This is a genomic window from Oceanobacillus sp. CAU 1775 (genome assembly GCF_054482815.1).
The window spans coordinates 287,017-309,703 of the sequence record NZ_JBTLRO010000005.1; the positions used below are offsets into that span (position 1 = coordinate 287,017).

22 protein-coding genes, 13 tRNA genes and 2 rRNA genes are annotated in these 22,687 nt (G+C 35.3%); 7 read left to right on the forward strand and 30 right to left on the reverse strand.

Annotation, left to right across the window (positions count from 1 at the left end):
- Positions 1–8: 8 nt before the first annotated feature.
- The 4 genes from ACXYMZ_RS11060 to ACXYMZ_RS11075 form a co-directional block, all read right to left on the reverse strand.
- Positions 9–1,019 (reverse strand): ABC transporter substrate-binding protein, encoded by a 1,011-nt coding sequence (locus ACXYMZ_RS11060; protein WP_458948465.1) that lies wholly within the window; start codon positions 1,017–1,019, stop codon positions 9–11.
- Positions 1,020–1,179: 160 nt separating this feature from the next.
- Positions 1,180–1,959 carry a flagellar motor protein MotB gene (motB, locus tag ACXYMZ_RS11065; protein WP_458948466.1) on the reverse strand — a complete coding sequence of 260 codons (780 nt, stop codon included), beginning with the start codon at positions 1,957–1,959 and terminating at the stop codon, positions 1,180–1,182.
- A complete protein-coding gene (gene motA / locus ACXYMZ_RS11070) occupies positions 1,952–2,737 on the reverse strand; it encodes a flagellar motor stator protein MotA (RefSeq protein ID WP_458948467.1) in 786 nt (261 codons plus the stop codon). The genes motB and motA overlap by 8 nt, the downstream gene beginning before the upstream one ends.
- A 210-nt stretch (positions 2,738–2,947) precedes the next feature.
- The gene (locus tag ACXYMZ_RS11075) at positions 2,948–4,123 is read right to left on the reverse strand and encodes an MFS transporter (protein ID WP_458948468.1); all 1,176 of its coding nucleotides are present in this window, start codon (positions 4,121–4,123) and stop codon (positions 2,948–2,950) included.
- Positions 4,124–4,215: 92 nt separating this feature from the next.
- Between ACXYMZ_RS11075 and ACXYMZ_RS11080 the strand changes: the two genes are divergently transcribed.
- Complete coding sequence (locus ACXYMZ_RS11080) at positions 4,216–5,466, forward strand: amidohydrolase family protein (protein WP_458948469.1); 1,251 nt, start codon at positions 4,216–4,218, stop codon at positions 5,464–5,466.
- Positions 5,467–5,661: 195 nt separating this feature from the next.
- On the opposite strand, the gene ACXYMZ_RS11085 is transcribed toward ACXYMZ_RS11080, so the two are convergent.
- The gene (locus tag ACXYMZ_RS11085) at positions 5,662–5,949 is read right to left on the reverse strand and encodes a TIGR04104 family putative zinc finger protein (RefSeq protein WP_458948470.1); all 288 of its coding nucleotides are present in this window, start codon (positions 5,947–5,949) and stop codon (positions 5,662–5,664) included.
- Positions 5,950–6,151: 202 nt separating this feature from the next.
- On the opposite strand from ACXYMZ_RS11085, the gene ACXYMZ_RS11090 reads away from it, so the two are divergent.
- The gene (locus tag ACXYMZ_RS11090; protein WP_458948471.1) at positions 6,152–6,352 is read left to right on the forward strand and encodes a uracil phosphoribosyltransferase; all 201 of its coding nucleotides are present in this window, start codon (positions 6,152–6,154) and stop codon (positions 6,350–6,352) included.
- A gap of 209 nt (positions 6,353–6,561) precedes the next feature.
- Here ACXYMZ_RS11090 and ACXYMZ_RS11095 read toward each other — a convergent pair whose 3' ends face one another.
- The 3 genes from ACXYMZ_RS11095 to ACXYMZ_RS11105 form a co-directional block, all read right to left on the reverse strand.
- Positions 6,562–6,828, reverse strand: a complete 267-nt coding sequence (locus ACXYMZ_RS11095) for a hypothetical protein (protein ID WP_458948472.1) — start codon at positions 6,826–6,828, stop codon at positions 6,562–6,564.
- A 31-nt stretch (positions 6,829–6,859) separates the two neighbouring features.
- Entirely contained in the window at positions 6,860–7,252 is a 393-nt protein-coding gene (locus tag ACXYMZ_RS11100) for a hypothetical protein (protein ID WP_458948473.1), read from the reverse strand.
- A 154-nt stretch (positions 7,253–7,406) separates the two neighbouring features.
- Positions 7,407–7,862 (reverse strand): RrF2 family transcriptional regulator, encoded by a 456-nt coding sequence (locus ACXYMZ_RS11105; RefSeq protein ID WP_458948474.1) that lies wholly within the window; start codon positions 7,860–7,862, stop codon positions 7,407–7,409.
- A 140-nt stretch (positions 7,863–8,002) separates the two neighbouring features.
- Between ACXYMZ_RS11105 and hmpA the strand changes: the two genes are divergently transcribed.
- A complete protein-coding gene (gene hmpA / locus ACXYMZ_RS11110; RefSeq protein WP_458948475.1) occupies positions 8,003–9,232 on the forward strand; it encodes an NO-inducible flavohemoprotein in 1,230 nt (409 codons plus the stop codon).
- A gap of 83 nt (positions 9,233–9,315) precedes the next feature.
- Here hmpA and ACXYMZ_RS11115 read toward each other — a convergent pair whose 3' ends face one another.
- Positions 9,316–10,470 carry an MFS transporter gene (locus ACXYMZ_RS11115; RefSeq protein WP_458948476.1) on the reverse strand — a complete coding sequence of 385 codons (1,155 nt, stop codon included), beginning with the start codon at positions 10,468–10,470 and terminating at the stop codon, positions 9,316–9,318.
- Between the two features lie 209 nt (positions 10,471–10,679).
- Here ACXYMZ_RS11115 and ACXYMZ_RS11120 point away from each other — a divergent pair, with 209 nt between their 5' ends.
- The 3 genes from ACXYMZ_RS11120 to ACXYMZ_RS11130 all read left to right on the forward strand — a co-directional run bounded on the left by ACXYMZ_RS11120 (position 10,680) and on the right by ACXYMZ_RS11130 (position 13,037).
- The gene (locus ACXYMZ_RS11120) at positions 10,680–10,817 is read left to right on the forward strand and encodes a hypothetical protein (protein ID WP_458948477.1); all 138 of its coding nucleotides are present in this window, start codon (positions 10,680–10,682) and stop codon (positions 10,815–10,817) included.
- 222 nt (positions 10,818–11,039) lie between these two features.
- A complete protein-coding gene (locus ACXYMZ_RS11125) occupies positions 11,040–12,383 on the forward strand; it encodes a sodium-dependent transporter (RefSeq protein ID WP_458948478.1) in 1,344 nt (447 codons plus the stop codon).
- A 96-nt stretch (positions 12,384–12,479) separates the two neighbouring features.
- On the forward strand, positions 12,480–13,037 hold the full coding sequence (locus ACXYMZ_RS11130; protein WP_458948479.1) for a DoxX family protein: 558 nt from the start codon (positions 12,480–12,482) through the stop codon (positions 13,035–13,037).
- A 50-nt stretch (positions 13,038–13,087) separates the two neighbouring features.
- Here ACXYMZ_RS11130 and ACXYMZ_RS11135 read toward each other — a convergent pair whose 3' ends face one another.
- The 3 genes from ACXYMZ_RS11135 to ACXYMZ_RS11145 all read right to left on the reverse strand — a co-directional run bounded on the left by ACXYMZ_RS11135 (position 13,088) and on the right by ACXYMZ_RS11145 (position 15,972).
- Entirely contained in the window at positions 13,088–13,648 is a 561-nt protein-coding gene (locus ACXYMZ_RS11135; protein ID WP_458948480.1) for a DUF420 domain-containing protein, read from the reverse strand.
- Between the two features lie 346 nt (positions 13,649–13,994).
- A complete protein-coding gene (locus tag ACXYMZ_RS11140) occupies positions 13,995–14,411 on the reverse strand; it encodes a hypothetical protein (RefSeq protein WP_458948481.1) in 417 nt (138 codons plus the stop codon).
- Positions 14,412–14,634: 223 nt separating this feature from the next.
- Entirely contained in the window at positions 14,635–15,972 is a 1,338-nt protein-coding gene (locus tag ACXYMZ_RS11145; protein WP_458948482.1) for an amidohydrolase family protein, read from the reverse strand.
- Between the two features lie 110 nt (positions 15,973–16,082).
- Here ACXYMZ_RS11145 and ACXYMZ_RS11150 point away from each other — a divergent pair, with 110 nt between their 5' ends.
- Complete coding sequence (locus ACXYMZ_RS11150) at positions 16,083–16,976, forward strand: helix-turn-helix domain-containing protein (RefSeq protein ID WP_458948483.1); 894 nt, start codon at positions 16,083–16,085, stop codon at positions 16,974–16,976.
- A gap of 361 nt (positions 16,977–17,337) precedes the next feature.
- Here the strand turns inward: ACXYMZ_RS11150 and ACXYMZ_RS11155 are convergent, their stop codons facing one another.
- The 18 genes from ACXYMZ_RS11155 to ACXYMZ_RS11240 all read right to left on the reverse strand — a co-directional run.
- Positions 17,338–17,673, reverse strand: a complete 336-nt coding sequence (locus ACXYMZ_RS11155) for a thioredoxin family protein (protein ID WP_458948484.1) — start codon at positions 17,671–17,673, stop codon at positions 17,338–17,340.
- Between the two features lie 155 nt (positions 17,674–17,828).
- A complete protein-coding gene (locus tag ACXYMZ_RS11160) occupies positions 17,829–18,488 on the reverse strand; it encodes a DUF429 domain-containing protein (protein ID WP_458948495.1) in 660 nt (219 codons plus the stop codon).
- Between the two features lie 199 nt (positions 18,489–18,687).
- Positions 18,688–20,334, reverse strand: coding sequence for a sensor domain-containing protein (locus ACXYMZ_RS11165; RefSeq protein WP_458948485.1), 1,647 nt, complete (start codon positions 20,332–20,334; stop codon positions 18,688–18,690).
- Positions 20,335–20,900: 566 nt separating this feature from the next.
- A tRNA-Leu gene (locus ACXYMZ_RS11170) sits at positions 20,901–20,984 on the reverse strand.
- A 17-nt stretch (positions 20,985–21,001) separates the two neighbouring features.
- A tRNA-Cys gene (locus ACXYMZ_RS11175) sits at positions 21,002–21,072 on the reverse strand.
- Positions 21,073–21,087: 15 nt separating this feature from the next.
- Positions 21,088–21,162 (reverse strand) — tRNA-Gly (locus ACXYMZ_RS11180).
- A 4-nt stretch (positions 21,163–21,166) separates the two neighbouring features.
- Positions 21,167–21,242, reverse strand: a tRNA-Gln gene (locus ACXYMZ_RS11185).
- 26 nt (positions 21,243–21,268) lie between these two features.
- Positions 21,269–21,341: transfer RNA gene (locus ACXYMZ_RS11190), tRNA-His, on the reverse strand.
- A 21-nt stretch (positions 21,342–21,362) separates the two neighbouring features.
- Positions 21,363–21,436, reverse strand: a tRNA-Trp gene (locus tag ACXYMZ_RS11195).
- 15 nt (positions 21,437–21,451) lie between these two features.
- A tRNA-Tyr gene (locus tag ACXYMZ_RS11200) sits at positions 21,452–21,536 on the reverse strand.
- Between the two features lie 20 nt (positions 21,537–21,556).
- Positions 21,557–21,629, reverse strand: a tRNA-Phe gene (locus ACXYMZ_RS11205).
- Positions 21,630–21,661: 32 nt separating this feature from the next.
- Positions 21,662–21,738, reverse strand: a tRNA-Asp gene (locus ACXYMZ_RS11210).
- Between the two features lie 13 nt (positions 21,739–21,751).
- A tRNA-Met gene (locus tag ACXYMZ_RS11215) sits at positions 21,752–21,828 on the reverse strand.
- Positions 21,829–21,878: 50 nt separating this feature from the next.
- Positions 21,879–21,954, reverse strand: a tRNA-Val gene (locus ACXYMZ_RS11220).
- Positions 21,955–21,972: 18 nt separating this feature from the next.
- Positions 21,973–22,047 (reverse strand) — tRNA-Glu (locus tag ACXYMZ_RS11225).
- 18 nt (positions 22,048–22,065) lie between these two features.
- Positions 22,066–22,158 (reverse strand) — tRNA-Ser (locus ACXYMZ_RS11230).
- Between the two features lie 34 nt (positions 22,159–22,192).
- Positions 22,193–22,308, reverse strand: a 5S ribosomal RNA gene (gene rrf / locus ACXYMZ_RS11235).
- A gap of 152 nt (positions 22,309–22,460) precedes the next feature.
- Positions 22,461–22,687, reverse strand: a 23S ribosomal RNA gene (locus ACXYMZ_RS11240); the annotation flags it as partial.

Here is a 22,687-nt window from a genome sequence, read left to right on the forward strand (position 1 = left end):
TTTCTTCCCTATAATGCTGCTTTTACTTTTTCTGCAACATCGGCTGGAAGCCATTCTGTCCATAATTCTTCATTATTTTGTAAAAACCATATAGCAGCTTCTTGTGTATTTGCATTATTCTCTTCCATAAACAATAACGCTTCTCCAGTGAGTTCATTAGAAGTTTGATAGTTTCTTAAGAATTCGGTGACATCTGGTGCATCTTCTAGTAACTCATGATGTACAACAATATAAATTTGATTCTCCGGAAATGCTGTTCCGTAATTTTCATTCCATACTTCTTCGTCATAAGCTGGTTCTTCCAAACGAGTCATATCATACTTTGTTAATATCCACGTTGGTGACCAGTGATAACCAAGCCAAGGCTCATGATTCATAAATGCACTTACGATTGATGCTGCTGTTGCTCCTGCAGAACCCGGTGAAAAATAATTATAATACTCATTAAGTCCATATGTATTAACCTTCTCACGCATGATTTCTTGAGCTACAGACCCACTATGTCCTCCGATAATAACCCCTTTTGTTGGATCTTGAGGATCTTTGAAAAGTTCCGGGTAACGCTTCAAATCCTCTACAGTTTTCAAATCAGGTGCCATTGGCTCAATGTCATTTTCTGGATCCCCTTCAATCACATAAGTTGGAACAAAAAAACCTTGGTCTGCAGTTGTAAAGTTAAGTGCCAATTCTACTACTTCCTCTGCAGCTAGTGCCTCTTCATATGGTTCTTCTAAATTGTTATACCAAAGCTCCATATAAATATCGATCTCACCCATTGCAAGACCGGTAAACGTTGCAGCAGAAGATCCATTAATCATATTAACGGGATAATCATAGCCATGTTCGATAATGAATGCTGCAATAAAATTATGTACTTGCATACTATCCCAACCAGCGTCAGCAATGGAAAGCGCTCGTTTTTCTCTATTCGTTACTTCATCACTAGCCACATTACTATATACACCAAGTCCAATCAGTAACAATAACATGAAAGTCCATGTATAACGCCATTTCTTCACCATTTCATTCTCCTTCCCCCTAGAAAGTTATACCATAGCAATTATATCGCTTTAATCAGGTTAATCAATATCTTTACACTAAATATATTTTTGCAAGAAAAAAAGGCGAAGACTACTTGCGCCACGCCTTGAATAATTTATGAGTAACATACATTACTTACTATTCATTCACATTTATTTCGTAGTTCGGTAAAATTAATACCTCTACCCTTCTATTTTTTGCTCTATTTTCAGCACTTGTATTCGGAACTCTTGGACGATACTCCCCATATCCTCTTGCGCTGAACATTGTAGGGTCTAATTCATCATTTTGAAGCACTTCGCGCATAAAACTTATTGCACGCATGACACTTAATTCCCAGTTAGAACCGAATTCTTCATTATTCATTGGAACATCATCTGCATGCCCACTAATCATTATCTGATGTGGGGGACTCGTATTAAGGAATACGGACACTTCCTCAGCAATATCCATTCCTTCTGGTTTAACATCAGCACTTCCTGGGTCGAATGAAATATCACTTAGTATCTGAATAAATAATCCTTCATTTGTTAATACCGTTTCTAAGGAATCCGTCAAATTATTATCTTCAATATATTGATTTATATCTTCTTGAATTTCTCGTAAACTCATGAGTTCGAGTCTACTATTGCTAGCTTCTTCATCGATTTCTTTTTCGTCTTCTTCTCTGTCCTCGTCAGGTATGATTTCAATTTCGTCTTGACCATCAAGTGGTTGTTCTAGAATCGTTGAACCTCCAGAGAATTCACTTTTAAAAACAGAAGCAAGTGCATCATATTTTTGTACATCTATCTGACTCATGGAAAAGAGTACAATGAATAATGCAACAAGCAGTGTTAGCATATCAGAGTAAGGTAAAAGCCAGGATTCATCAGGTGTTTCTTCTGATCTAGCCTTTCTTTTTTTTCGTCTACTCATCATCACTCACCTGCCTAGCTTCTTGAATTTTTTTAGTAGGTAGGTAAGAGTTTAATTTCTCACGCACAACAGTAGGTGAATCACCATTGATAATAGAAAGTACACCTTCAATCATTATTTCTTTAACTTCTACTTCTTTTTTAGATTTTTGTCTTAGCTTGTTTGCAAATGGATGCCATAATACATAACCTGTGAATATCCCTAGTAATGTTGCAATAAACGCAGCAGAAATCGCAGCTCCAAGCACTTCCATGTCTTCCATATTACTTAAAGCAGCAATTAACCCGATTACAGCTCCTAACACCCCTAGTGTTGGTGCATATGTTCCAGCTTGGGAGAATACTTGCGCTCCCTCAGCATGTCTTTTTTCCATTGCACTAATACGCTCAAGCATAACGTCTTCAATGAATTCTGGTGTTTGACCATCGACAGCTAATTGTAGCCCAAAAGCTAAAAACTCATCCTCTGTATCTTTTAATTGATTTTCTAAAGACAGCAGTCCTTCTTTACGTGTTTGCTCAGCCCAACTAGTAAATTCATCAATTAGTTCAGGTAATTCTACTTCTTTCTCTTCTGTAAATATAATTTTAAAATAAGACGGTACTTTTTTAATTGTGCTTGTTGGGAACGCAATGATTACCGCTGCTGCTGTACCTAAAAGAATAATTAAAATAGCTGCAGGATTCATTAATGCGACTAACTCTACACCTTTCATGACCATACCTACGAATACTGCAATTAATCCTAATGCTAAACCTATGAGTGATGTTTTATCCATAATTTACCTCTCCACCAATTATTTCGAATATGTTTGTCCGATTCTTTTTAAATCTTATGTATTAAATAATTTATCTTCATTATCTTATATCGGCTTTATATTTCTTAATTAAAGGAAAGAATGAAAATAAAAAAGCATTTTATCAAAATGAGCAAAACGTCATCTTGTTAAATGCTTTTGTAATCGTATTTATTGGATTTCAATTTAATTTCATGATGATGTGTTCTCTGGATTTTTTTTGGAAATATAGTAGAGTATTATCCCAATCGTCATCATTGTAATTGCACTAGAGAAAAATGGGAGACCAAGTGTTTCTGCAGTTGCACCAGACACAAACGACCCTGCTACTGCTCCAAGTGAGAAAAATGCATAGAAAATTCCATAAGCTTTTCCACGATCGACCATCGTTGAAGCATTTGCAACCATTTTATTCATAGACGGGAACACAAAAGCAAAGCCGATTCCGTATATAACCATCAGAACCATACTCAACCAATAAACGGAAAATATATTTAACATGATATGGACAGAACCTATAATCATAATACCAACAATCGTTAAACTGACTGAGGAAAGCCTATCATAGATTCTATTTATCGGTGTAATAAATATAATTAACGCAACGATTCCATAAATGCTAAGCATCATTCCTGTTGTTTCTGATGTTAATCCCATTTCATTGACCTTTAATGGTAATGCAAAAGCTAAAGTTCCATTACTAATCATCAGAGCAAATGCTGCTAATGAAGCCTGAAGAACTTGCGGATGTTTTATTAGTGGCGCGAATTCGTTTAAAGAAAACTTCCCTTTTTCTGTTGAAACATATGACTCTTTAATAAACTTCATAATTAAAAATGAACTAATGAAGAATAGAATAGAAACGAATATAAATACATATTCTACCTGACTTCTTGCTGCCATCGCTCCACCAATTGCAGGCCCAGTGATTGCTGCAATCCCGATTCCTGCTCCAGTAAACGCCATCGTTCTACCACGTGTTTTTGATTTTGAAATATCGCCAACATAAGCGAAAGCTGCAGGAATTAATACACCCCCTGCTAGACCGTGAAAGAAACGGATAAAGAATAATTGCCAACCATTTTGAGCCAATGGATAAAAAATTAAGATAATCGCGACTAAAAACATTCCTGTTAAAAGCATACGTTTTCTACCATAACGATCAATCCAGTGACCACCAAAAATATTCCCCACCATATTCGTAAGTGAATAAATTGCTACAATCGAACCTGCTAATAGATGTGATGCTCCGAGTTCCATAGCATATGGTGTAATAATTGGTAATTGAATAAAAGTATCTAAAAATGAAACCACAATGATAATAAATAAAACTCTGCTCATGACAAACCCTTTCCAAACCTTAATCAAATTCCTATTATACATTAATCTATGCAACTTCTCAGCTTTTAAGTCAACATGATATACTAATACTGATAACATCAGGATAGGAGTTTTTAAATATGAAAAAATTTATCAACGCAAACATATATGGCAACCCCCACGCAAGTGAAATCCTAGTCTCAGATAATCAATTCTTGGAAATTGGTAATAGCTTGGAAGAAGTCGATGAAGTGATTGATCTCGAAGGTCGTCTTGTCTTACCCCCATATGTTGACCCCCATCTTCATCTTGATTATATTTTTTCAGGACTTGGTGAAGGAAATGCAAATATATCTGGTACACTCTTTGAAGGAATTCAGCGTTGGAGTGATAATAAGAAATCTTTAACTGAAGAGCTAGTACGAGAACGGGCATTAAATGGTATAAAAAAAGAAGTTAGCCAAGGTGTGCAATATATCCGTACCCATGTTGACATTACTGACCCGAATCTTACTGGTATGAAAGCACTCATTAAACTACGTGAAGAATTAAAAGATATTGTAACCCTACAGCTCGTTGCATTCCCTCAAGAAGGATTTTTCCGATACAAAGGTGCAGAAAAGTTAATGGAGAAAGCACTCGAAATGGGAGCAGATGTCGCTGGTGGTATCCCTCATTTTGAAATCTCCTATGAACATGGTGTGGAGTCACTAAGTAGAATTGTAGATATGGCAATTAAATATGATGTAATGATAGATATTCATTGTGATGAAAATGATGATCCAAATAGTAGGTTTTTAGAAGTATTAAATGCTCTTGTAATGGAAAAAGATTATGGAGAGAAAACAACTGCAAGTCATACAACAAGCTTTGGCTCTGTAGAAAATAGTTATGCGAATAAAATGCTTGGGCTTTTTAAAGAGTCAAAAATTAACTTTATTTCATGCCCAACCGAAAATGCGCATTTACAAGGTCGTGGAGATACGTATCCGAAACGACGTGGACTGACAAGAGTAAAAGAATTACTAGAGAATGGGAACAATGTCGCGTTTGCTCAGGATTCTATTGCTGATTATTGGTACCCACTAGGAAATGGAAACATGATGAATATATTAGATAACGGCATCCATTTAGCGCATTACACACATATTGAAGAAATTAATAAAGCGCTTGACCTGATTACGATCAACGGTGCAAATGTGATGGGTCTTTTAGATGTATATGGTATTGAAGCAGGAAAACCTGCGAACTTTATCGTACTTGATGCAAAAGATCCCTACGAAGCAATTCGTGAACGGGCTGAAGTACTTGCATCTATTCGAAATGGAGAATATCTCTTCAAACGAAAACCTAGAAAGAATGAAATTGAAATTGATTTTTTAGCTAAATAGTTTAAAACAGAGACTGCTTTCGGGCATGTCTCTGTTTTACTTTCTACGTATTCGCTTAGCACGTGATGGGAGGGTATTAATAACAGCAACTACTTTATCTTCTTTTGAATACCAACGTTCAAGTACATCTTCACCTTAAATCTCTTGATGTATTATTTTTTTATTTCAAGGCAACAATTTGTATTTAAAGAGTTATCAAGCATAAGGCTCTTCCTCATTTGACAACTTCAAGAAAAATGGATATACAATCAAAATAATCATAACTAAAAAAGCAGTAATTGATATTCCCACAATTAGCGGAAGATCAAACCAAACTTTAATAGGAATCATCAATATCAGAATCAAAACAAATAAAAAACTTTTATTTCTTGAAGCAGCAGACTGATATTGTTTCGCTCTACAATTCGGGCATCTCATTCTGAACATGGTTTTCATTGTTTGTTTCCAAGTCCATGTCTTCCCACAGTTTTGACAAACCGGCATATGAAGTGACACCTCCTCGGTTTAAGTAAGTTAAAATCTTACTTATACTTCCTGCTCTCCCTTAAATATTCAACAAAAATTGCCATAATCCTTCTTAAATAAAATTTAACTGATAAAGTCTTTTGTCAAATTTATATACTGCTTTAAAAAATTATTATATAATAAACTTGTTATGAATTTATCTATGTAAAGAGGTGATAAAATGGCCAAGTCTACTGCAAAGAAATACAGAGAAAAATTAGAACGAGAAGGACGCAGAAACCCTGAATGGAACAGACTAAGTTGGGAGTTAGACCCAACAACGAGAAAAACGAAAACAAAGCAAGAAAAGTTAAGACAAGAAATACAAAAAACAGATAATTTGCTTAAACAATCAAGAGACTTCAGCCGAGGTCTCTTTTAAATTTTTTAGCCTCTTTCCTAGCTTCCGGACTTTTTTGCCATTATTAAACTTATCCTCCTTATTAATGCTTATATGAGACCTTAGCTATCTAGCCTCAACTCTCGATTGAGAAGTTTTATTTAATTTCGATTTTCAAGACTCTCTACGAAAGATTCATGTGTTACTTATCTATATTATCATTTTGAACAGGCTTCTATGACACATACTCTTTAATTAATCTCTCTCATTGCCTCATTTAAAATTTTATACATTGTATTGACACCATCATCGCTATCACCATACAATCCTAAGTCCATAGCTTCTATAATTGCCTCACGATAGTTGTAGTTTTGTTTTTCCAACTGCTCCGTATATTCAATAAGAGCCAGGATAACATCATTGTCATATAATCCAATACCTGTTGAAGCACTATCGTTTAACTGGTCTGCTTTATTCTTTTCTACTTGTTCCTTTATTGCTTTCAACTGGCTATTCAAATACATCATCCTTTCGTTTACGAAGTAGCTTTCATTCTGAAGTCAACTTAATCTCTTCAACAAATCTTACAGGAGGATCAGATTCTCCTTCACCATCGTAATAAGCGATAAACTCTTTTCCAATCTCTAGATCTAGCTCAGCATAAACTTCCTGATGAATCACATAGTAAGCACCTTCATGATTTTGCGCTTTTATGACCCAGTCTTCTTTTGTAAGATTAAGATTATCCGCGTTTTCCAAATTAACACTTGGAATCGCTAATATTAAAACACTGTCTTCAAAATCATGTTGAGTTTCATCCACGTATACAATTATACTCTTTTGGCTCTCCTCAAAATTAGCTTTTCTGTTTTCTTCTATGACAGATTGTCCGCATGCTCCTAGTGTTACGCCAAAAAATAGCAAGACTAAGATCTTTTTCATGATTTCTCTCTTCCTTTCGGGCATTGGGTTATGTTTGATGATCCTCTCGTAAAAAAACCTCAATATCACTGTAAAGAATCACCATAACTAAAAATAAAAAATGTCCTAGTAATGTGTATCGATTTAAAAGAAAATAAGTTTCATTTTCTAGTAATTAATAAAGATTTATATTTAAACTAATCCCCATTAATTCTCTCAACTCTTCTTCATTATGAATTAAATCCTTGATTGTGTATTCTTCCAATACTTTGAAAAATGCATGTAATGCCCGGTTTAATACATGCTTCAATGAACAACCTGGTGAAATGACACAATGATGCTCTCCCTGTTCAAAGCATTCAAGCAAAACAAAATCACTTTCTAGCTGTCTTACAACGAGACCTACATTAATCTCTTCTGGCGGTTTAGCTAGCCTAATTCCACCATTTCTCCCTCTTATTGTTTCGATTAAACCCATTTTATTTAATTCGTGAACAATTTTACCGAGGTGGTGTGGCGAGATATCGAATACCTCTGAAATTTCTTTTATACTCGTAAGTTCTCCCTCTGATTTTAACCCAGCAAATAATAGTACACGCAACCCATAATCTGTATATTTTTTTAAGTTCATTGATTTTCTCCTTGCTCATCTCTTCACTAAATTGTAATATAAATCGCTTTTTTACTATTGTAACAGTGTTTATATTAAGTATACAATAAAGATGTATTCAAAATACATCTTTAAATATATTATAGGGAGTGCTTTTATTTATGACAACAGCAACAACAGGTTTAGACAAAGAAACAAGAGAAATTATAAAGGCTACCGTACCAGTACTGAAAGAACATGGTGAGAAAATCACTACGAAATTCTATCAATTATTGTTTGAAAATCATCCTGAATTAAAAAATATATTTAACCAAACAAACCAAAGAATCGGTGACCAGCCAAAAGCATTAGCAAATACTGTGTATGCAGCAGCTGCTAACATCGATAATTTAGAAGCAATCTTACCTCATGTAAAATCCATTGCGTTCAAACATACTAGTTTAAATATTAAACCAGAACATTATCCGATCGTAGGAAAGCATTTGCTTCAAGCAATCAAAGCTGTCCTCGGCGATGCAGCTACCGACGATATTATAAATGCATGGGAGAAAGCATATGGTGTGATTGCGAATGTGTTTATTTCTATTGAAGAAGATATGTATGAAGAAACAAAAAATACAACTGGTGGTTGGCTTAATTTTCGAGATTTTAAAGTAGTGAAGAAAGTTAAAGAAAGTGATGTAATTACCTCTTTCTATTTGGAGCCAGTAGACGGTAACCCTTTCCCACTTTATCAAGCAGGCCAATATATTACAGTAAAAGCTGAAATCGAAGGAGCAGAACATAACCACTTACGTCAGTACAGTTTATCATGTGCACCTGGTGAAGGTGTCTACCGCATCAGTGTAAAAAGAGAAGATGGAATGAACGGAAACCCTCCTGGAGTCGTATCTACTTTCTTGCATGAAAACTTAAATGTAGGAAGCATTCTACCAATCAGTGCACCAACAGGTGAATTCGTACTAGATTTAGAAGACACAAGACCGCTTGTACTAATGAGTGGTGGCGTCGGACTTACACCAATGATGAGTATGCTAGAAACGGTAATAAAAGAACAACCTGAACGCGAAGTAACTTTTATTCACGCAGCAAGATCTGGAAAATTCCATGCCATGAAAGATCGTATAAATGAAATTAAAACAACAAATGAAAAGGTTACAAGCTATACAGTGTATGACAACCCAGAAGTAAATGATAGTTTTGATAAAGAAGGTTATATTGATGCAGAATGGCTAGCAGAAATTCTGCCAACAAACAATGCAGCATTCTACTTCTGTGGACCAAAAGGTTTTATGCGTGCAGCTTATCAAAATCTAAAAAAACAAAATGTTGCTGACACCGATATTCACTTCGAAATATTTGGGCCAACACAAGATATTACAAATGGCTAAAACTAAAGCTACCTCCAGTTGATTGGAGGTAGCTTTTTGTAATCATCATAATATATTTTTAGATGATGTATTTACCCCATCATCTATATTCGTAATTTCTCTCTTGATCTCTCGTTAAATACAGCAAATGCGACAATCGATAAAAGTGCACCGACGATATATGGCAGTCCAATTGCTATAGAATATAATACTCCACCAAGGACTGGCCCAATGATTCTTCCAAGCGAGTCTACAGAAGATAGGTACCCTGTTGCAGTTCCGTAACCAGCTTTAGACTTTTTCGTTAACAAGGAGGATACACTAGGTCGAATAACACCATTTCCTACCCCAAAGATGGAAAGAAAAATTGCTGCCGTTAAGAAATCTCTAGTAAATAGAATAAGCATAAAGCCAATTGCAGATATTGTGATTCCTGCTTGAATTACGCGAATTTCTCCAAATTTCTTCGTTAACACTCCCATGTTTCCTTGTACAACAGCACTAGAAAGCCCCATAATCATAAAAATATAACCTAGCTTTACAGCATCCAATCCAGCTTTTTCTGCTGCAAAATATGCGAAAGTAGCCTCGAGGCCTGCAAGCGACAACGTAATGAAAAACTGTAAAAAGTAGAGCGAAGCGAGTGGGCCAGCAAAAGCATCTTTAATCGAACGTTTCTGCTTAGTCGCTTGTTTCTTCTCTGAATATGGAAGTGACTCCTGTAACACAAGCATCACGAGAATCATAGTGAATAAAGATAAAGTTCCCGCAATATAAAACGGTGCTTGTAAACTAATATTCGTGAACACCCCACCAATTGCAGGTCCAAATATAAACCCTAGCCCCGTAGCTGCTCCAATAATCCCCATTCCTTTTCCACGATCTTCTTCTGATGTTATATCAGCTACATAAGCCATGACTGTAGGCATATTTGCTGCGGATAAAACACCACCGATGACACGCGCGACAAATAACATGAAAACAGAGGTTGAAATTGCCATTAAGAAAAAGGAAACTGCTAAACCAAAGATTCCAACAAGGATTACTGGTTTTCGTCCATATGTATCTGAAATTCGCCCCCACATGGGAGCAAAGAAAAATTGCATTAATGAATAAACTGCCATTAATAATCCTAATTCAGTTGGTGAAGCACCTAAATCTTCTGCATAAAATGGTAGCACGGGAATAATAATTCCAAAACCAACCATGACAAGGAACATTATCATAAATAATATTGGCAGTACTTTTTTCAGCTTCAAATTAATTCCACCCTTATCTTTTAAGAACATATTCATTTTATCAAATTCTATAAGATTATACTTCTTATTCTGCTAAAAACCTTCTAAAACGTGAAAGATGTTTGAACAAATTTTGTGCTGGGTATCATTTAATAAGTAGTAAAGCTATAACAGATAGAATCTAGAACATGTATTAGTGACAAAATTATTCTAAATATGAGGTGCATAAAATGGATGAGCATAAAGAAATTGAAAAAGTTGAGAGGAAATCGGACTCTAGTAAAGTTGCAGTAGCTTTTCTTAAATACGGCACAATGTTAATCATCTTCTTTGCAATTCTATGGTTTGTTATTACCTATATCTTCTAAAAGCGTTTCGAAAAACTCTAGAATTCACATTCTAGAGTTTTTTATGTAAATAATACTGCTTTTATGAATCAAACTTTCCCTTGGTTTTCACAAATTATAATACCTTAAAGATACCACATCGTTTCAGCGATTCATAATATTCTTTCTTAACATTAATCTTTGACATATCCACTATAATCAATGAAAATGAGCACATACTATCTCTGAGGAGTCGAAGAATCAATGAGTCAACTAGAGCAATTTTCATCAAGATTAGGATTCATATTATCAGCTGCAGGAGCCGCGATTGGACTTGGAGCCATATGGAAGTTCCCTTATATAACCGGACAAAATGGTGGCGGAGCTTTTCTCATTATCTTTCTTTTATTTACACTAATTCTCGGGCTACCATTATTGCTAGCAGAATTTTCCATCGGGAGAACAACACAAAAAGATGCAGTAAACTCTTTTAAAACTCTTGCCCCGGGTTCAAAATGGCATTATATTTCATATTTAGGTATGGCGACCGTGTTCATTTTACTCTCTTTTTATAGTGTTATTGGCGGTTGGATCATCAGTTATTTAGGGAAGATAGTAACAGGAACATTAAACGGATTAAATGAAGCACAGTATACAGATATGTTTGCTAATACAATTGCGAACCCTTTTCTTTCGATAAGTGCTCAACTTGTTTTTATTTTAATTACCATTGTCGTTATTACGAGAGGCGTTCAGAATGGAATTGAACAAGCGAATAAAATAATGATGCCCGCTTTAGCTATCCTTTTTCTAATTCTCGTTGTGCGATCATTAACACTAGACGGCGCATTAGAAGGAGTAGCTTTTTTATTTCAGCCTGATTTTTCAAAGGTAACTTCAAATACAATCTTGGAAGCAATGGGACAATCATTTTTCACCTTAAGCGTCGGTGTAACAGCAATGATTACATATAGTGCTTATTTGTCAAAAGAACAAAATCTTCCAAGTTCAGCTCTTTCCATTGTCGGAATGAATATAGCCGTAGTTCTTTTAGCTGGACTTGTTATTTTTCCAGCTGTATTCGCATTTGACTTATCGCCTGATGCTGGACCAGTTCTTATATTTAATGTACTACCAACAATCTTTAGCCAGCTGCCATTAGGAATGTTCTTTTTTGCAGCATTTCTCATTGTCTTTTTATTCGCTGCCTTAACTTCCGCATTCTCTATGTTAGAAGTAATCGTAGCGGTTATTTCAAAAGGTGACCCTGTTAAAAGGAAGAAATGGGCATGGATTATTGGTTTAGCGATATTTATTTTTGGAATTCCGTCAACTTTATCATATGGGGTCTTGAGTGACGTTACCTTATTTGATAAAACAATTTTTGACCTTGCAGATTACACAGTAAGTAATATCATGATGCCACTTGGTGCATTGCTAATTTCAGTTTTTGTTTCCTTGCGAATGAAAAAGTCTAATTTATTTGAGGAACTAAAACGAGGTAGTAATATTCCTTATGGTATTTTTCTCGCATGGTTTTACCTTATCCGCTATGTTGTTCCAGTTTTAATCGTGTTTGTTATGTTAGATGTCTTAGGTATTTGGTAAAACCATCAATACTTCTGGTTAAATGTTGCCTTTATTCTAAATTCGTTTTATTATTAAGCCAACATAATAAATTCTAACAAGAGAGGAGTTATTGAAATGGTTGAATTAAAGGATCAAGGACACGGTAGAGAAGTAATCATTCAAGAAAATCCAGTTTCAAGATGGTTATTCACAAACACAAAATCGGCATGGATTTGGCTAATTTTACGGCTTTATTTAGGTTATACCTGGTTAATGGCAGGTTTTGGAAAAATTACAAATGAAGCTTGGACAGGGTCAGAAGCTGGTACTGCTTTAAAAGGCTATATGATGGGTGTAATGGCTTTAGCTGAAGAAGGTGGAGTTGCTGGGTGGTATGCTTGGTTCCTTGAAACGCTTGTTATTCCAAATGCAGTTGTATTCTCGTACATGGTCGCTTATGGAGAATTTCTCATTGGCTTGGGTCTCATAGTGGGACTGTTAACAGGTATCGCAGCATTCTTTGGTGCTCTAATGAATATGACGTTCCTACTCGCTGGTACCGTCAGTACAAACCCAGTAATGCTTATAATAGCAATCCTGCTAATCTTAGCATGGAAAGTAGCAGGTTGGTACGGAATTGACCGCTGGGCCCTGCCAAAACTCGGAACACCGTGGCAGATTCGAAAAAAATAATCAAAAAAATCCGTTCCTTATCATTTGATAAAGAGCGGATTTTTTTCCAATTAATAGTATGGCGATATCATTAAATATACAGCAACTCCAGTAATACTTACATACAGCCAAATCGGCATCGTCCAACGCGCAATCTTTCGGTGTTTTTTAACATCCATATTTAACCCTCTACCAAGAGTGATAAGAGCTAGTGGTAACAATGCAGTCGCTAAAATAATATGTGTAATCAAGATGAAATAGTAAGCATACTGCACGAAGCCTTCCCCACCAAAGCTAGTAGACCCAGCCATTGCGTGGTAAGTTAAATAAGAAATTAAAAATAAAAATGTAGCAGAAAACGCCGCAAAAATAAATTTTCGATGTGCATCAATGTTCTTCTTTCTAATTGCTATAAGTGCACATACTAGTAAGATAAACGCGATTCCATTTAGTATTGCATTCAACAACGGTAAAACCGTTAAATCCATTCCAAAAATGGTTCCCGTCGTACTTCTTGGTATATAGTTTACACCTAAAATTACAATTACAGCTACAATTGATATGACCCAAATTAACGGGGTATAATTGCGTTTTTTGATATTACTATTTGTTACATTTACCTCTTTTGACATCATCAATACTCCTCCGCTTTTAAAATATATGTAGTTTAATATGAAGTAGAACTTAAATATACCTTTAAAATAATTATTAGTTTCAAAAAACCAAACATATCTTTATTATAGCATGATGTATGTAATCCTTGTGTCTTTAAGATTAAGTTTCAACATACTAAATCTTTAAGTTAAATCAATTAATTTTTGGAGGATATTTGAGATGCATGTACTTTTTTGTGATTTGTCGCTAAAACTTTAGTTACTGGCATAAAAAAACTCAAGAACGATAAAGCATTTTAGTTCTTGAGTTTTTGATTTATATTTATTTTTACGAGCATTAATTCTATTCTCTTTGTAGATCCTTTTAGTTTTTGACGATAAACTTACCCTTAGTTTCTATAATGTCATTTCCTTCTTCATAGATCGTTACGAAGTATTCGCCTTCCTCTAGTTTGTCTGGAGCTGTTAATTGCACATTAAAATACCCTGCATCATTTTTTATAACATTTTCCTCAACTAGAAATCTATTCTTACTTGAAAGATTATCCTTATACCAAATAACCTTTGCTTCCTTTACCCAAAACCTATTAGACTTTGCCGTAAAAAACACTGTATCCTCGGGTGAGAATTCAGATGCAACCGTTCCAGGGTCTCCTGTGTTGCTAATTTCTTTTGAAATAACTCCGTCTACAATCTTCGGCCCGTTATAATAGTTGTAACCATTATAAAATACAACTAATAATACAATAACTCCTATTGAAGCATAAATTTTCTTTTTCATTTTATTTCCTCCTAATTTTTATCCTAATTTAATTTTATCCCTAATAATCGAACCTTTCTATTGATTAAGATTTCATTAGGATTACAGTTTTGTAAGCTATCTAGGAGTATAATTATAGTTGAAAACAAAAAACCGCAAACACTTTTTAAATTGGTTTGCGATTTCAATATTATATTTCAATGTAACTTATTACCGAAGATAAACCTTTCGCATGAATCCAAAGTCATTCATTTACTTCTTGCGCTTCCCATTCCTTCATAAATGCTTCCATTTTTTTATTTACATCTTCTTCACTTGGCACAGTGCTTAAAATTTCGTCTTGATGATATACTTTACCACCTTTAACGATTAGATTAATTTCCTGCGTATGTGTAATATTTTCTAATGGGTTTTTATTTAAAATTACTAAATCGGCAATTTTACCTTCGTGGATGAGGCCCCTATCATCTAAGTTAATCGACTTGGCTGCATTTATTGTTGCTGCTTGCAGAGCTTCTACTTCAGTAAATCCTATCTCCACAAATATCTCTAGTTCCCGGTGTAAAGCCATTCCAGGGTAGGTATACAATAAAGCCGGTGTATCAGTTCCAGCTACCACTGTTCCACCCAAGTCATAGTAGGTCTTTGCAATAGCTTTGGTTAAATCGTTAATAACAGCATTATTTTCTTTTATCACTTCTATTATTTCTTCATGACTTTTCCAGTATTCTGTAGGATGCTTTTTATTTTTAATAGATTCTATTACTATACTTTCGGGTGACCAATAATTAGGGTAACTCATTGCTTGATCAAATAAAACCATCGTAGGGCATAATTTCACATTGTATTCTAGCATTTTCTCGCAGAGTGCCGTCACCATTTCTTTGTCTGGTTCTTCCCAATTTATATGCTGCCACTCTGCTTGATCCACTAGTGGACTCCAACCTTTAAACAACTCTTGAGCAAAACCTGAAGCATGTTCAAACCAAGTAACCCCCGCTTCTGCTGCCTGTAAGGCTGTTACATCTTTGGAATTCACTAAATCTATGGAAACCTCCAAACCAAATTTCTTCGCTTCATCTGCAGTAGCTTTTATGACTTCTTGTTTAGCCCAACCATAGACTTTAATAAATTTTGCTCCTGCCTCTACCTGCCTGCGAACCTCTTTCCTCGCCTCTCCAGGATCATCTGTAACAAAATTACCAAAGCTTGTTGGTCCCCACTGACCAGGTGCTCCATCAATCATTCGATCGGATGCATATATTCTTGGAGTAGGTGCATGATCTGGTTTTTCAATTAAATGTTTAAGTAGGTTAACATTACCTGCAGTATTCCTTACTGTTGTCACACCAGATGCAACAAAGTGTGGTGCAAACCTTTCATTAATATGGCAGTGCATATCAATTAAGCCTGGAATGATATATTTACCTTTTGCATCGATTGTTTCTTTTCCTTCAGGTAAGACTTGACCCTCTTTTATAATTCTTTTAATCTTACCTCCTTCTATTTCAATTGTTCCACCAAAAGAAACTCCGTTCGCTACATCAATAATCGTTCCATTTGTAATTAAAAGTGTATTCATTTCTGTTCCTCCTTAAAATATTTCCTTTACTATGACTTTATTGTATAGTGAATAAAATATCGGTTATTTAAATTGTCATATAGTGGAATTATTAATTAAGGGGGATTATCTTGCTAGAAAAATATGGGCAAACGCTAAGAGTCATAAGAAAACAAAAAGGAATTACTTTAAAGGGGCTAGCGGACGGGATTTGCTCCATTTCATTTTTATCAAAGTTTGAACGTGGAGATTCTGATATAACACTAGGTCTCATGACAAGATTACTAGAAAAACTAATGATGAATTTTGATGAATTCTTATATATCTACAACGATTTCCAACCTGATAAAATAGAACAGTTTTTCAAAAAAGCTCAGAATGCTTATCTAAATAGGGACTTAGAGCAACTTAGAAAGTTAAAAAATACTTCACTAAATAATTGGAAACAATATGGTGTAGAGACCTACCATAATAATGCTCTTTTGATAGAAGTATATGAAAGTATAGTAGACAAGGAATATATGAACGAAGGAATAAATAGAAAGGACATACAAATGCTATCCGACTATTTATTTCGCGTGGAAGTTTGGGGCTATTATGAATTAAGTTTATATAATGGAACGTTATTATTACTTGAACCAGAAATGGTAGTTATGCTATCAAGAACTGCTTATGAAAAGAGTGCTCGCTTTAGAAACTATAAAAGAGTTCATCAAGCCATCACATCGGTGCTTTTTAATACGATTATATATTTGCTTGGATCAGTTAATAAATTTCATGAAGAATTTACATTTCAAAAAGAATTCGATGAGTTTATATCTTACATTGAAAATATAGCAATCCCTGAAAGCAATCTTATAGAAAGAGTGCATTTATTAGAGCTTAAGGGTGCCTATGACATCAGAGTTGGTAACAAAGAAGAAGGTACTGCAAAGCTTAAACAAGCGATTCAACTGTTAAAAGACTTAAATTCTACGAGATTAGCGAATAACATTGAGCAATACCTTTTGCAGATAGTAAAATAGTGGTTAAATTTTTAACTGTATCTAGGAGTAAAATCGAACTTAAAAACGGTAATGGTTCTCCCATATAAATTTAACAAACACTATAATAATTAGTTCTTTATAAATTCTAGATACCTAATTGTTTTAACTATAAAAATAAAAGCCGCTGTTTAATAAAATGCGTAAAACAAATTTATATCTTACTTTTCCAGTCTTCTTAAAAAAGCACTCATAGATGTGGATGCACCAACATTTATGAGTCTTCTAATACATTTTATTTTCTTAGATTATCAGTGGACCTGAATCTTAAATTATGCATACATAAGTAATTACTGCTATTGTTTAGAGGAAGTGAAAATAAAAACTTAAAGCTTCTCAACCTTTAATTCATATACCCATCATAAATCTTCTGAACTCTATCTTGAAATAGACTCATATGTACAATACGAGCTTCCCGCAAGTATTCTTTTCCTTCAACAAAAAGAAGCAACGCGGGGACCGCAAAGACTGTGAACCGTTCTGCAACCTCCTCCACTTCTGCTGAATTGACATGTCCGAGTCTAATTTCAGGGAACTTTTCCATTAGTTCTTCTACCTGTGGCAAAAGCGCATGACAAACACTGCAACCTGTGCGTGATATATAAACAAATGTTAATGGATCATTGGAAATAAAATTATCTACAGCTTCAATTGTGTGCAATTCTTCAAATGTCCTCATCCGGCAACCACCTTTCAATAATTGGTCAGCTGCTCTTAAAGCAGCATTTTGCAGATTTAGTTTAAATACTAAAGATAATTATACACTTTTAAGTACCTATTGAAACTTAAGTCATCTTCTTTCAACTAAACAACCCTCTACGTATTTTTTTCTAATCAACAGCAAAAATCATATGGATGTAAAGGAGGTTTTGCAGGGGAAATCCATTTCGGAACAAAATTATCATCCTTCCAATGCCAGGTACCTAGAGCTGCAGCACAGGAGTCAAATGAATGACTGAATTCCGCTACTGTATCCGGAACTCCAATTAAATGTTGTTCCTCTAGCCAACTTAGAAGAAATTGTCTCACACGAAACTCCTGTTTATACGTTAAAACAAAATCCATTTCTAATGGTGATAATCTGGAACCTACCACAGCACCAGGGTGTACTTCCACAATTGAAACTGGGTGTTCGTATACTTGAGATTCAATTTCCCTACTAAGCCTGATTCCTCTCAAAGTTAAATAAACCATTCGATTTAAAGTAGGAGGCATAATGGAACCAGGCTTCATCCCAAGTTCAACAATATATCTTCTTAAAGCACGATCCGATTCTCTATCCCCTCCACCATCCTCATAAGACAGAGGGGCATCTATACCGATTACAACTTCATCTAATTGAGCTTGTTCAATAATCTCTTTTAAAATTTCTTCATCACTTATATTGCTCCTGATTTTAATAAATTTCAGTTGACTATTTTTTACTTCAAATACCGATAGGACAGTATCCTTGTGATTACTAGGCCCGGACAAATCAATTCCTATTACTTTCATCAAACCCTCGCCTCAATTCTATATTAATGAATCAATTTCATAATTTTTTTGTTAAAAGTATAAGATCTTAGATACGAGTTACAACCCCATACTAAATCCTTCTAAATTACAATTACAAAAAAGTTCAAGCAAAGATATTATATTCTTTGATTGAACTTATACTCATTTTCTAAACTTAATAATTCATAAGAGAACTTTCTCACACTCTTTTTAATTTAAAAGAATTTTTTCCTGTATTTTTTGCTTCATACAATGCTAAATCTGCAGTTTTTAATAATGTGGATGATTTTATGCCTACGGTTGATATTACAACTCCCATACTGGTTGTAATTTCTAAGCTTCTTCCATTTACTTCCCAAGTTTTTTGAATTTCATTTTGAATGTTCTCTGCCATAGATATAGCATTGTCATGAGAACCGATTTTGGGTAAAATAATTACAAATTCATCGCCGCCTAATCTAGCTGCAAAATTGTCTCCCGCTGTTACTTTACTAATTCTCCTGCCAAACTCTTCTATGACAGCATCACCAGCATCATGACCCAACGTATCATTAATGTCTTTAAAATTATCTATATCTAGCAATAGGATAGCGAATGCTTCTCCACTCTCATGATAGTCTTTCCATTCTTTTTCAAGACGTTCTTTAAATAAACGACGATTAGGAAGTCCCGTCATTGAATCATGAAGAGCAAAATATTCGAGTTTAGCTTCATATTCCTTTTGTAAACTAATATCTCTCGAAATAACTACGATATGTTTAAATTTATTTTGTTCATCAAAAACAGGTGTACCATATGCTTCAGTCCAAACAGGTTCTTTTTTATTATTAAATTGCCTAATTTGTACATGAAAACTTTTTCCTTTTTCAATCGAATGTAGTACCTCATTATTTATAATACTCTTATCATCTGGATGTAAATTATAGTGAAAAGGTTTTCCTAAATATTCTCTATAATCATGCCCTAACGTTTCTTTATAAGCAGGTGATGCATATATAATTTTCCCTTTATCATTGATTAATGTAATTAAATCTTTAGCATTTTCCGCAATGATTCGGAAGCGTTCATCACTTTCACGCAATCTCTCTGTGGATTCTGTTATCTCTGTAATATCCCTTAAAATACCATAGATTCCAATAACCTCATTATCTATAATTAATGGTGTTACCCGTAATGACACATATACAATCTTATCTGATTTATTTTCAATTTTTAGATGTGAAATTTCCTTTGATTCACGGAGAGCTTCCTTAAGCAGTTTTTCCACTATATTCGCATCATCTTCAACAAATAACGAGCTTAAGGATGTTCCAGTTAATTCTTCTACTTTATATCCTGTGATTTTTTCAAGAGCAAGATTTCCATGAGTAATACAATCATTTAAATCTATCGAAATTATAGCATCTGGATTATAGTTAAAAAGTGAAAGGTATCTTTCATTACTCTTATTCAACTCTATCAGAGTCCTGTCTTTTTCTTGCTTAGCTAACTTTTCATCTGTTCTATCTCTAACAATTGCTACAATTTGTTTACACCTATTCATATCATCGAACAATGGTGTGAGTTTTGTTTCCGAATATTTTCTGCCTTCGGTTGAATCATAATAATCCTCATACGTATGTACTTCTCCACTACGGAATACTTTTTGATACATCTCACTTAAAGAAGAGGCAATATTTTCAGGATAAACTTCATGAATTGTCTTACCAATAACACCTTCAGTAAGTCCTGTACTATTCATTGCTGCACGATTTAAAAATTCATATACAAAATCAGATTCATTTTCAACCTTTACAACAAAAATTAGATCACTTATTCCATCCATCAATATTTGATTTTTATACATCTAGCTTTTCCTCTCAAACATATTTGATTATATCACCAATACTCTACAAATTATTTCTCTACTATGAAATTCATCAATAAACTTAGTATGTGTAAACGAATGATAAGAAAGTAAATATCTTTACGGTATCTTTCTTATATTTATAGAATCTAATGCAATTTGACAAACACTTTTGATCTTACTACCCTATATTATAGCACTAATTACCCAGGTATATAGTGATATGAATTATAATAAATATTTAAAACCTTCTCTTATAATCAATCTGTTTAGATTTCCAGTTAGATTATAAATGAAGTAATTTATGAATTTTGTTCTAAAAGATATTATTCATTCGATTTAGAGCTATACCTACCAATTAGATCCTAAATAAAAAAGCTCATAAACCAGTTTATACTAAAGTTTGCGAGCCTATCAATTAAATTTTAACGCATCTAAGATGAACCTAAAATATCAGTAGTCAGTGCGATTTTATAAAAAAAAATTATCACATAAATAAAAAGACAGGAAGATATTCCTGTCTTAATTACGCTAAAAATTTTAAGTTATTTGTGTGCTTAGATTAATACCGGTGGTCGGGATCGAACCGACACTCCCGTGAAGGAACGGGATTTTGAATCCCGCGCGTCTGCCAATTCCGCCACACCGGCAAGTTTCGAAAAAAGAAAGGCGGTAACCGGATTTGAACCGGTGGTAAAGGTTTTGCAGACCTCTGCCTTACCACTTGGCTATACCGCCATATTAATTAAAATATGGAGCGGAAGACGGGATTCGAACCCGCGACCCCCACCTTGGCAAGGTGGTGTTCTACCACTGAACTACTTCCGCAAAATGGCTGGGCTACTAGGATTCGAACCTAGGGAATGACGGGACCAAAACCCGTTGCCTTACCGCTTGGCTATAGCCCAATAAGGAACTAAACTGAATAAAAAAGGGCGACCGGTGGGGATTGAACCCACGAATGCCGGAGCCACAATCCGGTGCGTTAACCGCTTCGCCACGACCGCCATAAAACAAAAATATAAAAATGGCAGGGGTAGTAGGAATCGAACCCACATCAAAGGTTTTGGAGACCTTCGTTTTACCATTAAACTATACCCCTACTATTTTATTTAAATGGTGGAGGGGGGCAGATTCGAACTGCCGAACCCTGAGGGAGCGGATTTACAGTCCGCCGCGTTTAGCCACTTCGCTACCCCTCCATTATGAATATACAAAAAGGTGGCTCGGGACGGAATCGAACCGCCGACACACGGATTTTCAGTCCGTTGCTCTACCGACTGAGCTACCGAGCCATGTTTTTAAATTAAAACATATAAAAATATAATGGCGGTCCGGACGGGACTCGAACCCGCGACCTCCTGCGTGACAGGCAGGCATTCTAACCAACTGAACTACCGGACCATTAATAATAATTTGGTTGCGGGGACAGGATTTGAACCTGCGACCTTTGGGTTATGAGCCCAACGAGCTACCGGACTGCTCCACCCCGCGATAATATAAAGATGATGATTTTATTCATACATCATAATAAATGAACTTAATGGTGGAGGATGCAGGGCTCGAACCTGCGACCCCCTGCTTGTAAGGCAGGTGCTCTCCCAGCTGAGCTAATCCTCCACATTAATAAGGTTAAAATGGTGACCCGTACGGGATTCGAACCCGTGATACCGCCGTGAAAGGGCGGTGTCTTAACCGCTTGACCAACGGGCCTTATAAGTAAGTATAATATGGCGGAGAGCAAGGGATTTGAACCCTTGAGGCCGCGTAAACGGCCTACACGATTTCCAATCGTGCTCCTTCGGCCAGCTCGGACAGCTCTCCATTGAGCTTTAAAAGCTTGAAAAATTCATTTTTCGCCTGGCGGCGTCCTACTCTCGCAGAGACAAAGTCTCAACTACCATCGGCGCTGGAAAGCTTAACTACTGTGTTCGGTATGGGAACAGGTGTGACCTTTCCGCCGTCACTACCAGACATTAAGATAAAGTAAACTTATTGTTAATTTTTCGTGACAACCATAATTATAATAGATTCACAGAAAAAATCAAGTTTAACTCTATTCTTTTATATGTTTTATACCTTGAAAACTAAATAAGAACATTGCAACGACATTGCATTTTATGAAGTTAGTTAAGCCCTCGATCGATTAGTATTCGTCAGCTACACATGTTGCCATGCTTCCACCTCGAACCTATCAACCTCATCGTCTCTGAGGGATCTTACTCACTTAAAGTGATGGGAAGTCTCATCTTGAGGGGGGCTTCATGCTTAGATGCTTTCAGCACTTATCCTTTCCACACGTAGCTACCCAGCTATGCTCCTGGCGGAACAACTGGTACACCAGCGGTGTGTC

Coding starts and splice junctions, on each gene's coding strand:
- ACXYMZ_RS11145 (WP_458948482.1), bottom strand. CDS start 15,972: ATGAATACACTTTTAATTACAAATGGAACGATTATTGATGTAGCGAAC.
- ACXYMZ_RS11135 (WP_458948480.1), bottom strand. CDS start 13,648: ATGTCAAAAGAGGTAAATGTAACAAATAGTAATATCAAAAAACGCAAT.
- motA (WP_458948467.1), bottom strand. CDS start 2,737: ATGGATAAAACATCACTCATAGGTTTAGCATTAGGATTAATTGCAGTA.
- ACXYMZ_RS11100 (WP_458948473.1), bottom strand. CDS start 7,252: ATGAAAAAGATCTTAGTCTTGCTATTTTTTGGCGTAACACTAGGAGCA.
- ACXYMZ_RS11120 (WP_458948477.1), top strand. CDS start 10,680: ATGGATGAGCATAAAGAAATTGAAAAAGTTGAGAGGAAATCGGACTCT.
- ACXYMZ_RS11080 (WP_458948469.1), top strand. CDS start 4,216: ATGAAAAAATTTATCAACGCAAACATATATGGCAACCCCCACGCAAGT.
- ACXYMZ_RS11155 (WP_458948484.1), bottom strand. CDS start 17,673: ATGAGGACATTTGAAGAATTGCACACAATTGAAGCTGTAGATAATTTT.
- ACXYMZ_RS11085 (WP_458948470.1), bottom strand. CDS start 5,949: ATGCCGGTTTGTCAAAACTGTGGGAAGACATGGACTTGGAAACAAACA.
- ACXYMZ_RS11165 (WP_458948485.1), bottom strand. CDS start 20,334: ATGTATAAAAATCAAATATTGATGGATGGAATAAGTGATCTAATTTTT.
- motB (WP_458948466.1), bottom strand. CDS start 1,959: ATGAGTAGACGAAAAAAAAGAAAGGCTAGATCAGAAGAAACACCTGAT.
- ACXYMZ_RS11140 (WP_458948481.1), bottom strand. CDS start 14,411: ATGAAAAAGAAAATTTATGCTTCAATAGGAGTTATTGTATTATTAGTT.
- ACXYMZ_RS11160 (WP_458948495.1), bottom strand. CDS start 18,488: ATGAAAGTAATAGGAATTGATTTGTCCGGGCCTAGTAATCACAAGGAT.
- ACXYMZ_RS11090 (WP_458948471.1), top strand. CDS start 6,152: ATGGCCAAGTCTACTGCAAAGAAATACAGAGAAAAATTAGAACGAGAA.
- ACXYMZ_RS11130 (WP_458948479.1), top strand. CDS start 12,480: ATGGTTGAATTAAAGGATCAAGGACACGGTAGAGAAGTAATCATTCAA.
- ACXYMZ_RS11105 (WP_458948474.1), bottom strand. CDS start 7,862: ATGAACTTAAAAAAATATACAGATTATGGGTTGCGTGTACTATTATTT.
- hmpA (WP_458948475.1), top strand. CDS start 8,003: ATGACAACAGCAACAACAGGTTTAGACAAAGAAACAAGAGAAATTATA.
- ACXYMZ_RS11125 (WP_458948478.1), top strand. CDS start 11,040: ATGAGTCAACTAGAGCAATTTTCATCAAGATTAGGATTCATATTATCA.